The organism is Pedobacter alluvionis (assembly GCF_003664035.1).
Taxonomy (GTDB): Bacteria; Bacteroidota; Bacteroidia; order Sphingobacteriales; family Sphingobacteriaceae; genus Pedobacter; species Pedobacter alluvionis.
In genome coordinates, this window is the sequence record NZ_RCCK01000015.1 from 392561 (window position 1) to 404407 (window position 11847).

Here is an 11847-nt window from a genome sequence, read left to right on the forward strand (position 1 = left end):
GCCGAAGAATATCGATAGATATATGATATTAAAAGCCGAAAATCTGGTCAAAAAATATAAACAGCGTACTGTTGTAAACAACGTTTCCTTTAACGTAAGTCAAGGAGAAATTGTTGGACTTTTAGGCCCGAATGGAGCAGGGAAAACAACTTCCTTTTACATGATCGTAGGTTTGATCAAACCAAATGAAGGCCGCATTTTCTTAGAGGAAGAAGACATTACCGAAGATCCGATGTACCGCAGGGCGCAAAAAGGAATTGGTTATTTAGCTCAGGAAGCATCTGTTTTTAGAAAACTTACCGTAGAAGATAATATCCTGGCCATTTTGGAAATGAGCAAATTGACGAAGGAAGAACAGCGTGACAAACTCGAAGAGCTAATCAATGAGTTTAGCTTACACAAAGTGCGTAAAAACCGTGGCGATTTATTGTCAGGAGGTGAGCGCCGTCGCACGGAAATTGCCCGTGCTCTGGCGGCAAATCCTAATTTTATTTTATTGGATGAACCATTTGCAGGGGTAGATCCAATTGCTGTAGAAGAAATTCAGAGTATTGTCGCCAAACTGAAACATAAAAATATTGGAATCTTAATTACCGATCACAACGTACAGGAAACACTGTCGATTACCGATAGGGCATACTTGCTTTTTGAAGGGAAAATTTTAGAACAAGGTGTTCCTGAAGTTTTGGCCGAAAACGAAATGGTTAGAAAAGTATATTTAGGATCGAATTTCGTATTGAAACGTAAGAAATTTGATGTTTAATAATATTCAACAAACAATATTTAAATTAGAGTGTTGCCTATTTGCGACGTTAAACCAAAAGCTATAAAATTTTACTGTGTATAAAAATCTCTGTTTATCCCCGTTAAACCAAGGGGCAGATGTGAAAATCTGTGGCAACATGATGCCAGTTAATTCTAACATTTAAAGATGGCATTTGTAAATTCAATTTTTACCTGGTTAATGAAAAAGCGGATCCACCAGATCGAACTTTTTATGAAATATCCCCATGATGTTCAGGAAGAGTGGTTCCATAATTTGATTGATAGTGCCGAAAATACCGAATGGGGCAAGTTGTACGATTATAAATCGATCTTAACTCCACAACAATACCAGGAGCGTGTTCCGATTCAAAACTACGATACCTTAAAGCCTTACATTGAGCGCATGCTTAATGGCGAACAGAACATCCTATGGCCATCTGATGTCAAATGGTTTGCAAAATCATCAGGTACCACGAGTGATAGAAGTAAATTTATCCCGGTTTCTCCGGAATCTTTGGAAGAATGCCATTTTAAAGGTGGCAAGGACATGCTTTCCATTTATTGCAATAACCGCCCGGATAACCAGATGTTTACCGGAAAAGGTTTGGTTTTAGGTGGCAGCCATCAGGTTAACCAGTTAAACGAAGATTGTTTTTATGGCGATTTATCGGCTGTACTGATTAAAAATCTGCCAATTTGGGCTGAATATTACCGTACGCCTGATATGTCTATCGCTTTGATGGACAATTACGAAATCAAGATGGATAGAATGGCTGAAGCCACCATAAATGAAAATGTGACCAGTATTTCGGGCGTACCCACCTGGACTATCGTACTGGCTAAAAAAGTGCTGGAACTTACCGGAAAGCAGAATTTATTGGAGGTTTGGCCAAATTTAGAATTATATATCCACGGAGCAGTAAACTTCGCACCTTATCGTGAACAGTTTAAACAGCTGATTCCGTCCGCCGACATGTATTATCTGGAAACTTACAATGCGTCCGAAGGATTTTTCGGTATTCAGGACCAGGATAACTCAGAAGAAATGTTGCTGATGCTGGATTACGGTATTTTCTACGAATTTGTTCCGATGGAAAACATTGGAGAAGAGAATCCTAAGGCTTTGTTACTGGGCGAAGTAGAACTGCATAAAAACTACGCCATTGTGATTTCTACCAATGGTGGCTTATGGCGTTACATGATCGGCGATACCATTCAATTTACTTCTCTTTCTCCCTACCGCATTAAAATTACCGGACGTACCAAACACTTTATCAATGCTTTTGGCGAAGAAGTGATTATTGATAATGCAGAACAGGCCCTAACCAAAGCCTGCCAGGAAACTGGTGCCGAAATAAAAGATTATACCGCCGGACCAATCTATTTTAAAGGAGAAAAAGCCGGAGGGCATGAGTGGATCATCGAATTTGATAAACAGCCTAGTGATTTTGAAAAGTTCGTTGATATTATGGACAATACACTCCGCGAAGTAAACTCCGATTATGATGCCAAACGCTTTAAGGATATGGCACTGGCCCGTCCTAAAGTACATAATGCGCCAGCAAATACTTTCTATAATTGGTTAAAAGCAAAAGATAAACTAGGCGGACAGCATAAAGTACCACGTTTAGCTAATGAGCGAAAATATGTTGATGATATTTTGGAGATGATGAAATCATCTTAAATTGAATGACAGATAGATAAAGAAGGTGAATGGACTCGAAATATCGTCATTTCGACCGCAGTAGAGAAATCTTTTAAATTTGATTTCAATAACCTTTGGTAAATAGATCTCTCCATTTCGCTGCGCTACATCCGATAGCTATCGGATCGAGATGACGACTATTCTATTGGAGTCTGTTAATGATAGCCTGTCGAGGACTTTTAAGGCAATTTGTAAGTTCAGTTTGATATTTTTATATTTATTAACGTTACTCGATCATGAAAAATTTACTCTTTTTTTTTATTCTGACATCATTAATATATCAGGTAAAGGCCCAGGTAAAGGAAAGCTACAAAGCACAGGTTGCCTATAAAATTGTAGAAACCTCACCACGCTGCAAACAGCTTACCAAAGGCTTGTACGAAAGGATTGTTAAAAATGGTGGCACATCTTATGGTATTATGCTCGAGAGTAGCCCTAACCCTAAAACCGATCCATCGCAGGAATACTCAAAAACCTATAATTTTAACCTTCACGAAAGTTACTCGGATAGGATGCCTGTTATCGCCAGGTTTGTGTTCGATCCTAAAAAGCAGCAGCTTTATGAAGATGACGTGGTAAACGCACAGTTGGTTGCCATTCCATTCGATAAAAAATTACTTTTGCTTTTTAATCAAAAATAAATGAAAAGCATCAGCTATAAACAGGTGGCCTGGCTATTGTTTTTTGCCTATTTTTTTATGCTGATGGTGCAGATTACTTTGCGTTACATTCCGCTGAGTAGTGAAGTATCTTTTCTGCAAATTAAACAAACCGAAGTATCAAACATCAAGGCTTACCTCCCTATATTTTATGTGCACGTTTACAGTGCTATATTTGTATTATTGGCTGGTTTTACGCAGTTTAATCCTAAAATTTTATCCAGGTATCCGAAGATACATAAATGGTTAGGCTATTTATACGCAGGTTTTGTGTTGTTCCTTGCTGCACCATCTGGCATTTTTATAGGCTGTTTTGCAAATGGGGGCTTAATGGCTAAAACCTCATTTGTTATTTTGGGTGTTTTATGGCTCTGGTTTACGTTGAAGGCCATTTTGCTTATCTTGAAAAGAAAAGTAACGGTCCATAAAAAGTTTATGTACCGCAGTTTTGCCCTGGCAGCTTCAGCCATCACTTTAAGGTTGTGGAAAGTTGTTTTAGTATATTTATTCCATCCGGCGCCGATGGATGTTTATCAGATTATTGCCTGGCTCGGCTGGATCCCCAATTTATTGATCGCCGAATGGTTGATTAAAAAGAAAATTCTTTAACCTATTAAAAAAAATAAATGAAAAAAATCTTATTACTCGCGCTGATCCCTTTTTTGATGTTATCCTGTAGAGATACTAAGAAAACCAATACTACAAAAAATACTACGGTAGCCCAACAGGAAATACATAAAGAACTTTATGGTTTTTGGGTCGGCGATTTTTACACTAAAGAAGAGCTGGAATATGAGGGCGATATGCAAGGTTCTTTTGATAAACTGAATATCAACATTAAAAAAATTACTAAGGATACCGTAATTGCACAGAGCGTTGTGGCGGGGAACAGCCGGCCATTATTGGGTAAACTATCAGAAGATGGAGGTAAAATCACTTTTATTTTAGATGAACCCGGTAGCCATAAATATGATGGAAAGTTTGAAGTTGCCTTGGTTGGCGATACCCTAATCGGCAAATGGAATGCCTATGATAAGGAGCTTAAATGGCCTGAAAAAGAATTTAAATTATTAAAAAAGAAATTCGAATACAATGCAAGTTTGATGTTGCCCACAGAAGCGAGCTACGTAGATTGGAGCGAGCATAAAATGATAAAAAGAGTGGATACAGCAGAAGATGGAAGAGTAGATACGCTCGAGGCCAATCCTTTTTACAGAAGTGCTTCCGATCAGATTTTTAAATTAAATGCTTCTACCAATCTGCTTAAAGAAGACGATGTAAAGAATTTAAGGAAATTAGACTTACAGATTATTAAAAATACCATTTTCGCCAGACATGGTTACGTCTTTAAAAAACCAACTTTTAGAAATTTTTTCGATCCTGTAGAATGGTATGTCCCTGTTAAAAACAACGTTGATGATGATTTAACGTCGATAGAAAATAAAAATATCAAGTTATTAGATCGCTTTACCAAATACGCGGAAGACAATTATGATGCTTTTGGCCGTTAATTTGTAAAGCATTAATTATGAAACTAAATAGGGATAAAATACTCGGATTTTTTAAGAAATCGCAAAACAAGGCCTCGGTAATCTTAAGTGATAAAACCAAAGCCAGCAATACGATTAAGGATGCACTTGGCAAGGCGGTAACCAATAAAGGTGACTTGGAAGGGGTTTGGACCAAACTGGTATTGTTGTTTGCAGTGTCTAAAGATTATGTGAATGGCGATTATACCGAAATCCCTAAAAGATCAATTATTGCCATTTTAGGAGGACTGATTTATTTCTTATCTCCTATTGATGTGATTCCGGATTTTGTACCTGTTTTAGGTTTCATTGATGACATCTATATCTTAAATCTGGTGTATAGGCAGGTGCTCAAAGATCTGGAAAAATATAAAGTCTGGAAAGATGCCCAGGGAAAAATAATAGATTTAGATGGCTCAACCACATAAAAGTTTTTTAGACTGGTTGGGCGAGCATCTTTTCAGTTGTCCGTTTAAAACCCATTTCGGGATCGATTGTCCGGGTTGTGGCTTGCAACGCTCAGTTTTAGCATTATTTCGTGGCGATTTAATCGCATCATTCAAGTTTTACCCTGCAACAATTCCCCTCATTTTTTTAGTGATATTTACCATTGTGCATCTTAAGGTTGATTTTAAGTTTGGTGCACAGCTGATAAAAATCGTTTTTGCAGGGGTTGCAGTAATTATTTTAATCAATTACATTTACAAAATATACACTCACCAATTTATCTAAATATACCTATGTCAGAAGAACAGGAAAATCCTCAAGAAAATAGACCTATAGATCTTTCAAAGAATCAAAATCCCGAACCAGCCCCTTTTCAGCCACTTGATCAGGGACCTGCAACGCCACCACCTTTCCAACAACCGCCGCCATTCCAGCAGCCACCACCGTTTGGCCAGTTTGGAGGAGGAGGTTTTGGTCAGCAGAACTTACCAAATGCTACAGCTTCTCTTGTGTTGGGTATTTTAGCGATCCCAGCTTGTTGTTTCTATGGGATATTTGGAGTGATATTTGGTGTAATTGCCTGGATATTAGGTGCTGGTGATATGAAAAAATATCAGCTTAACCCGGGTTTATATACAGAATCATCATATAAAAATGCAAAAGCAGGTAAAATCTGCGGAATGATTGCTACTATTTTAAGTGTATTATTTATCGTGATCGTTGTATTAATGATAGCTGGAGCAATTACTAATCCTCAAATGTTTGATAACTTTATCAAAGGTTTGAAATAGATCATTAATTTTACCTTAAAAATATAAATCGGATGGTGCATGCCATTCGATTTTCTTATTTTTGTACTATTGATATTGTAAAATAAAAACTAAGATAATGTATCCAGAATATTTAGTAGAGCCAATGCGTAAGGAATTAACTAACGTTGGTTTTCAAGAGTTAAAAAATGCATCAGACGTAGATCAGGCTATTAAAGGCGAAGGAACTGTGTTGGTTGTGGTGAACTCAGTTTGTGGTTGCGCAGCAGCAAATGCGCGTCCGGCAGCTCGCGCAGCAGCCGCACACGAAAAACATCCTGATAAATTGGTTACTGTTTTTGCAGGCATGGAAAAAGAAGCGGTAGATCAGGCTAGAAATTATATGATGCCTTTTCCTCCATCATCTCCGGCAATGGCTTTGTTTAAAGATGGTAAATTGGTTCATATGATCGAGCGCCACCAGATTGAAGGCAGACCAGCACAGATGATTGCGGATAACCTGATCGGTGCTTTTGAACAATATTGTTAAAATTGATTATACAGATTATTGGATTACACCGATAGGTGATTCTTAAAATTATATTGGAATGGTGAATGGAAACATTCACCATTTTGCGTTTAATCTATTTTGGTTGCTATTTAGTGTTAATTTGCAAAATCTGCTAGTGTAATTTTTGCCACGGAAACACAGAAAGTACGGAATATTCCCTTCGGTTTGTCATCCTGAGCGTTAGTCGACTGATCTTTATTGTACTTATTCCGCTAATCGAAAGTTCTGTATTTTAAGGTGAGGGATCCTTCGTTGCACTCAGGATGACAATTACCCAAACCTATGTAATCCCCTAAAATCTGTGTTTACTAAAAATCTTTATTTAGCAATTTCTCCAGTTCCCCGAAAGAAACATTCATTCTTACCCTTCCTTGTTTGGCATATGAGATTTCTCCGGTTTCTTCTGATATAATTACCGCAACAGCATCGGTCGTTTCCGAAACACCAATACCTGCACGGTGTCTTAATCCAAATTGGGAAGGTAACTGGTCGTTATCTGTTAAAGGTAAAATACAGCTGGCACTTTTAATTCTGTTTTCAGAGATCACTACGGCGCCATCATGCAGCGGACTGTTTTTCTGGAAGATACTTTCCAGCAAACGTTTCGATATTTTGGAGTCAACAAATTCGCAGCTATTGGCAAAAAACTGTTCGTCATAAAATTTAACGAATACGATTAATGCTCCTGTACGCGTTTTCTTCATGCTTTTACAGGCGTCGATAATTGGTTTTATCCGGGTTAGATTATTCCTTTCAATTTCTTTCCTGCCAAATAAATAACCCCACCACGCTTTGTTTTTTTGTAGAAAAGCATTTTTCCCGATCAGTAAAAGGAAGCGCCTGATCTCCGGATGGAAAATTACGATCAATGCAATAATCCCCACGCTCATAAACTTTTCTATGATTGCGGTCAATAACTCCATGTGTAAAGCCTTTACTATCCAGTAAAAAACTGTAATAATAAACATCCCAACAAGCAGGTTAACAGCTAGTGTATTGCGGATTAGGGTATAAACATAATAAATTAATAGGGCCACCAAAATAATATCAACGATATCAGTTGGCGATACTTTAAGGAAGTCAAAATCAAAACCTTTCATTAGTGGCAAGATAGCAAAACGGATTTCAGTTTACAATATTAGGTTAATTGTTTAAAGCTGTTAATTGTAGATAAAATATTATAGATGTACAAAAGCGCTAACCGCTATGCGCCAGCCGCTCAACCCAACCTCTCCACCAACCGCACACACTCTACTGCTTCCTTAACATCATGTACCCTTAAAATACCTGCACCTTTTTGCAGCGCAATGGTATTGAGTACGGAAGTTCCGTTCAGGGCCTCTGCTGCCGTAGTTCCAAGCGTTTTATAAATCATTCCCTTACGCGAGAAACCCACCAAAATAGGCAGCTTGAATATTTTAAAGGCCTCCATCTGCCTGAGCAACTCGTAATTATGTTCGGTCGTTTTTCCGAAGCCAAAACCAGGATCTATGATTATATCATGGATGTGCAGGGCCTTAAGTGCCGCAACTTTTTTCGCCAGGTAATCGATTACTTCCAGTAATACATTGGTATAAACCGGATTTTGATGCATATTTTGAGGAGTACCCTGCATGTGCATCATCATGTAAGGTACCTGTAGCTTAGCTACTGTCTCGAACATCTGCTCATCCATATCGCCAGCGGCAATGTCATTGATGATATGTGCACCGGACGAAATGGTTTCCTGAGCAACTTTTGACCTGAAAGTATCGATAGAAATGACTGCTTCCGGAAATGTTTTTACCAAACTTTCCACCACGGGCACCACACGGTCTATTTCTTCATTGATTGAAATGTCCTTTGCGCCTGGTCTGGATGAGTATCCTCCTATATCAATAAATGTAGCACCTTCGTTAAGAAACCGGGCTGCTTTGATTAAAGCCTCGTCTATTGATTTTGTGCGGCTATTGTCGTAAAAAGAATCGGGGGTTATATTTAAAATACCCATTACTTTTGGGCTGCTTAAATCAATAAGTCTACCCTTAATATTTAAGCTTTTTTTGGGCTCAAAAAAGTTTTTTTCTGCCATAATAAACCCTTTCGGGATTTGGGTTTCGCTTTAAAAATGTATCTTTAGCTTTTGTTTTTTCAGAACAAAAATACACTAAAAACTAAATAATTATTGGCTTTGACACAAACAAATACCTCTACCGAGTTCGATGAAGTGATTGCAGTTTGCAGATCATTATTTTTAAAAAAAACTAAAGATTACGGCACTGCTTGGCGGATTTTAAGGCCAAGTTCGATCACTGACCAGATTTTTATCAAAGCACAACGCATTCGTACCCTGGAAGAAAAAAAAGTAAGTAAGGTGGGAGAGGGTGTGATTTCTGAATACATTGGGATTATTAATTATTGTGTTATTGCCATGATGCAGCTGGAATTGACCGAAAGCGATCCCAATGAAATGCCTTATGATGAAGTTGAAAAAAGGTTTGTAGAAAAGGTAACGGAAACCAAAGATTTAATGTTTGCTAAAAACCACGATTATGGTGAGGCCTGGCGCGATATGCGCATTAGTTCATTAACCGACCTGATTTTAATGAAAATATTTAGGGTTAAACAGATAGAGGATAACGAAGGACAAACACTGGCTTCAGAGGGAGTTAATGCGAATTATCAGGATATGTTGAACTATTCGGTTTTCGCGCTGATCAAACTCGGCGTTAAATAAAATAGCATTATAGCCATAAAAAATAAATATAGATGCGAAATTTACTTTTAAGATTCTCCAGGATTTTTGTCGGTGCTTTATTCATATTTTCAGGATTAATCAAAGCCAACGATCCGCTTGGCTTTGGCTATAAACTGCAGGAATATTTTGAAGTTTTTCACATGAATTTCCTCAGCGGTATGGCCACAGGTATTGCCATTTTGCTCTGTACTTTGGAAATCGTGCTGGGTGCGTTATTGTTGTTGGGTTTCTGGAGTAAAAAAGTAGCCTGGGGTTTATTGTTATTGATTATCTTCTTCACGCTGTTAACATTTATTTCTGCTGCATTTAAAGTGGTTACCAGCTGCGGTTGTTTTGGCGATGCCATTCCGCTTACCCCGTGGCAGTCGTTTACCAAGGATCTGATCCTTTTGGCGCTGATCATTGTGATTTTCTTAAATAAAAACCTCATTCAGCCATTATTTAAAAAAGAAGCTACACAAAGAAATATTGCCATCACAGTAACGCTTGTATCCTTAGGTTTTGGGTTATATACTTACAATGTTTTGCCGGTTATTGACTTCCTGCCTTATAAAGTCGGGGCACATCTTCCTTCATTAATGGTGATCCCTCCGGGAGAAAAGCCTGATGAATTTGAAATCATGTATCACCTGAAGAACAAAAAAACCAAAGAGGAGAAAGATATGAGCGATAAAGCCTATCTTAAAACTGAGATCTGGAAGGATAACAATTGGGAAATTATTGGCGAACCGGCAAAAAGACTGCTTAAAAAAGGCTTTGAGCCTAAAATCAAAGATTTGAACATTACCGATGCTTCAGGCACTGATTATACCAGGGAACTGATCGAAAATCCATACTATAATCTGATTTTTGTGGCGTACGATCTTCATAGTACAAATGAGGCAGCTATTGGTAAATTAAATGCACTGGCCATTAATGCTACACAACAATTTAATATCCGTACGGTTTTGCTTACTTCCAATTCAGCACAGGACGCTCAGGCGTTTATCAAAAAGAATAACTTGTTTTCTGAAGTGTTTTATGCAGATGCAGTGCCTTTAAAAAGTATGGTAAGGGCAAATCCTGGTGTTTTGTTAATGAAAAATGGTGTTGTGATTAATAAATGGCATTTTCATAATGTGCCGACTTTTGACCAGTTAAGCAGAAAATATTTCGATAAATAAATATGATCGGATACGCACTGAAAAAACTGATGTATGGACTACTGGTAATGGGTGGTGTAATATTGGTTGTTTTTGTGCTGTTTAATATTTTGCCCGGCGATCCTGCAAGGATGACAATGGGGCAGCGAGCCGATGTTCAGTCACTTGAAGCAGTTCGCAAAGAATTTGGTTTAGACCGATCAAAGCCTGTGCAGTTTATTTTATATATTAACGATTTATCTCCAATCAGCATTGTGGATAACGATAGTACCAGTCAGCAGAAATACCATTACGCAAAACTGATTGCTTTTGATAAAAAAGTACTGGTGTTAAAATGGCCCTACCTGCGGAGCTCATACCAGACCAAACGCGATGTAACTGCAATCCTTTCTGAAACCGTACCAAATACCTTCATCCTTGCTTTAACGGCAATGATTTTTGCCACCATCATCGGTGTGTTTTTGGGTGTGCTATCAGCGGTTTATAAAGATTCATGGATTGATAAATCAGCAAATGCATTTGCCATTCTGGGAATATCTGCACCTTCTTTTTTTGCGGGAATTATTATTGCCTGGCTTTTCGGATTTGTGCTGAGCAACTACACAGGTTTAAAAATGAGTGGTAGCTTATATTCTTACGATCCGTTTAATGGTGAGGTATTGACCCTGAGAAATTTATGGTTACCAATGATAACGCTCGGTTTAAGGCCATTGGCCATTATCGTGCAGCTTACCAGAAGCGCCATGCTGGATGTTTTGGCGCAGGATTATATCAGGACTGCAAGGGCCAAAGGCTTAAGTAGAAATGCCATAATTTATAAACACGCTTTAAAAAACGCCATGAACCCGGTTATTACCGCTATTTCAGGATGGTTTGCCTCTTTATTGGCGGGTTCTTTTTTTGTAGAGTACATTTTCGGCTATAACGGCTTAGGAAGAACAACGGTAACCGCTTTAGAAATGTCCGATTTTCCGGTTGTAATGGGTTCAATTCTTTTTATCGCTTTCGTATTTGTAGTCATTAATATCCTCGTTGATATTTTATATGCTTATGTCGATCCAAGAGTTAAATTAAGTTAGGTTATGCGCGAGGAAGAAATTATAAATTATACTGAGCTTGCCGATGCCCATATCATCGAAATATTTAAATCGGCAACCATTGAATTGCCTGATGCAGTACGTTTGTTCAGTCACGTGCTTAATGCACAGCATATTTGGGCGCAACGGATTTCTGGCAAAACACCATTCTATGGGGTTTGGGATATCCACTTAACAAAAGATTTTGAAAGCCTTTCTTTGGAAAATTTCAGGCTGATCAGGGAAGCATTGAATAATCATCCTTTAGATAAACGGGTTTTATATACTAATACAAGAGGCGATCAATATGAAAACTGCATAGACGAAATTTTATTTCATTTATTTAATCATTCTACTTATCATCGCGGACAGGTTGTAACTTTATTAAAAAAGGCAGGTTTTACACCACCTGTAACCGATTATATTATGTTAAAACGCGACCATTTATTATAGGTCGGCTATAAGAA

The 11847-nt window shown here is 38.0% G+C and carries 15 protein-coding genes; 13 read left to right on the plus strand and 2 right to left on the minus strand.

The window, feature by feature from the left end:
* Positions 1 to 22: 22 nt before the first annotated feature.
* The 9 genes from lptB to BCL90_RS23735 all read left to right on the plus strand — a co-directional run bounded on the left by lptB (position 23) and on the right by BCL90_RS23735 (position 6404).
* The gene (gene lptB / locus BCL90_RS23695; protein WP_090502159.1) at positions 23 to 763 is read left to right on the plus strand and encodes an LPS export ABC transporter ATP-binding protein; all 741 of its coding nucleotides are present in this window, start codon (positions 23 to 25) and stop codon (positions 761 to 763) included.
* A 168-nt stretch (positions 764 to 931) separates the two neighbouring features.
* Complete coding sequence (locus BCL90_RS23700; RefSeq protein ID WP_121287777.1) at positions 932 to 2449, plus strand: GH3 auxin-responsive promoter family protein; 1518 nt, start codon at positions 932 to 934, stop codon at positions 2447 to 2449.
* Between the two features lie 257 nt (positions 2450 to 2706).
* On the plus strand, positions 2707 to 3111 hold the full coding sequence (locus BCL90_RS23705; protein ID WP_121287778.1) for a hypothetical protein: 405 nt from the start codon (positions 2707 to 2709) through the stop codon (positions 3109 to 3111).
* Positions 3112 to 3738 (plus strand): DUF2306 domain-containing protein, encoded by a 627-nt coding sequence (locus tag BCL90_RS23710; protein WP_244095133.1) that lies wholly within the window; start codon positions 3112 to 3114, stop codon positions 3736 to 3738. It begins immediately after the preceding gene.
* A 17-nt stretch (positions 3739 to 3755) separates the two neighbouring features.
* Positions 3756 to 4640, plus strand: a complete 885-nt coding sequence (locus BCL90_RS23715; protein ID WP_121287779.1) for a YARHG domain-containing protein — start codon at positions 3756 to 3758, stop codon at positions 4638 to 4640.
* A 17-nt stretch (positions 4641 to 4657) separates the two neighbouring features.
* Complete coding sequence (locus BCL90_RS23720) at positions 4658 to 5086, plus strand: YkvA family protein (RefSeq protein ID WP_121287780.1); 429 nt, start codon at positions 4658 to 4660, stop codon at positions 5084 to 5086.
* Positions 5070 to 5390: a DUF2752 domain-containing protein gene (locus tag BCL90_RS23725; RefSeq protein ID WP_121287781.1), complete on the plus strand. Its 321-nt coding sequence runs from the start codon at positions 5070 to 5072 to the stop codon at positions 5388 to 5390. Before BCL90_RS23720 ends, BCL90_RS23725 begins: the two co-directional genes overlap by 17 nt.
* 8 nt (positions 5391 to 5398) lie before the next feature.
* Positions 5399 to 5896, plus strand: coding sequence for a CCC motif membrane protein (locus BCL90_RS25950; RefSeq protein ID WP_207908514.1), 498 nt, complete (start codon positions 5399 to 5401; stop codon positions 5894 to 5896).
* Between the two features lie 97 nt (positions 5897 to 5993).
* On the plus strand, positions 5994 to 6404 hold the full coding sequence (locus BCL90_RS23735) for a BrxA/BrxB family bacilliredoxin (protein WP_121287782.1): 411 nt from the start codon (positions 5994 to 5996) through the stop codon (positions 6402 to 6404).
* 329 nt (positions 6405 to 6733) lie between these two features.
* Here the strand turns inward: BCL90_RS23735 and cdaA are convergent, their stop codons facing one another.
* Together cdaA and folP are read right to left on the minus strand one after the other, a co-directional pair.
* Positions 6734 to 7525: a diadenylate cyclase CdaA gene (gene cdaA, locus BCL90_RS23740; protein ID WP_121287783.1), complete on the minus strand. Its 792-nt coding sequence runs from the start codon at positions 7523 to 7525 to the stop codon at positions 6734 to 6736.
* A gap of 119 nt (positions 7526 to 7644) precedes the next feature.
* Positions 7645 to 8496, minus strand: a complete 852-nt coding sequence (gene folP, locus BCL90_RS23745; protein ID WP_121287784.1) for a dihydropteroate synthase — start codon at positions 8494 to 8496, stop codon at positions 7645 to 7647.
* Positions 8497 to 8595: 99 nt separating this feature from the next.
* On the opposite strand from folP, the gene BCL90_RS23750 reads away from it, so the two are divergent.
* The 4 genes from BCL90_RS23750 to BCL90_RS23765 are packed head-to-tail and all read left to right on the plus strand — an operon-like array spanning position 8596 to position 11833.
* Positions 8596 to 9141, plus strand: coding sequence for a DUF1599 domain-containing protein (locus tag BCL90_RS23750; protein ID WP_121287840.1), 546 nt, complete (start codon positions 8596 to 8598; stop codon positions 9139 to 9141).
* A gap of 32 nt (positions 9142 to 9173) precedes the next feature.
* Positions 9174 to 10325 (plus strand): BT_3928 family protein, encoded by a 1152-nt coding sequence (locus BCL90_RS23755; protein WP_121287785.1) that lies wholly within the window; start codon positions 9174 to 9176, stop codon positions 10323 to 10325.
* Positions 10326 to 10327: 2 nt separating this feature from the next.
* Positions 10328 to 11383 (plus strand): ABC transporter permease, encoded by a 1056-nt coding sequence (locus BCL90_RS23760; RefSeq protein WP_121287786.1) that lies wholly within the window; start codon positions 10328 to 10330, stop codon positions 11381 to 11383.
* A gap of 3 nt (positions 11384 to 11386) precedes the next feature.
* Entirely contained in the window at positions 11387 to 11833 is a 447-nt protein-coding gene (locus BCL90_RS23765; protein WP_121287787.1) for a DinB family protein, read from the plus strand.
* Positions 11834 to 11847: the final 14 nt, after the last annotated feature.

What these genes read in the sequence shown, in the direction of transcription:
- lptB (WP_090502159.1), top strand. Translation starts at nt 23, where the DNA reads ATGATATTAAAAGCCGAAAATCTGGTCAAAAAATATAAACAGCGTACT.
- BCL90_RS23700 (WP_121287777.1), top strand. Translation starts at nt 932, where the DNA reads ATGGCATTTGTAAATTCAATTTTTACCTGGTTAATGAAAAAGCGGATC.
- BCL90_RS23705 (WP_121287778.1), top strand. Translation starts at nt 2,707, where the DNA reads ATGAAAAATTTACTCTTTTTTTTTATTCTGACATCATTAATATATCAG.
- BCL90_RS23710 (WP_244095133.1), top strand. Translation starts at nt 3,112, where the DNA reads ATGAAAAGCATCAGCTATAAACAGGTGGCCTGGCTATTGTTTTTTGCC.
- BCL90_RS23715 (WP_121287779.1), top strand. Translation starts at nt 3,756, where the DNA reads ATGAAAAAAATCTTATTACTCGCGCTGATCCCTTTTTTGATGTTATCC.
- BCL90_RS23720 (WP_121287780.1), top strand. Translation starts at nt 4,658, where the DNA reads ATGAAACTAAATAGGGATAAAATACTCGGATTTTTTAAGAAATCGCAA.
- BCL90_RS23725 (WP_121287781.1), top strand. Translation starts at nt 5,070, where the DNA reads ATGGCTCAACCACATAAAAGTTTTTTAGACTGGTTGGGCGAGCATCTT.
- BCL90_RS25950 (WP_207908514.1), top strand. Translation starts at nt 5,399, where the DNA reads ATGTCAGAAGAACAGGAAAATCCTCAAGAAAATAGACCTATAGATCTT.
- BCL90_RS23735 (WP_121287782.1), top strand. Translation starts at nt 5,994, where the DNA reads ATGTATCCAGAATATTTAGTAGAGCCAATGCGTAAGGAATTAACTAAC.
- cdaA (WP_121287783.1), bottom strand. Translation starts at nt 7,525, where the DNA reads ATGAAAGGTTTTGATTTTGACTTCCTTAAAGTATCGCCAACTGATATC.
- folP (WP_121287784.1), bottom strand. Translation starts at nt 8,496, where the DNA reads ATGGCAGAAAAAAACTTTTTTGAGCCCAAAAAAAGCTTAAATATTAAG.
- BCL90_RS23755 (WP_121287785.1), top strand. Translation starts at nt 9,174, where the DNA reads ATGCGAAATTTACTTTTAAGATTCTCCAGGATTTTTGTCGGTGCTTTA.
- BCL90_RS23760 (WP_121287786.1), top strand. Translation starts at nt 10,328, where the DNA reads ATGATCGGATACGCACTGAAAAAACTGATGTATGGACTACTGGTAATG.
- BCL90_RS23765 (WP_121287787.1), top strand. Translation starts at nt 11,387, where the DNA reads ATGCGCGAGGAAGAAATTATAAATTATACTGAGCTTGCCGATGCCCAT.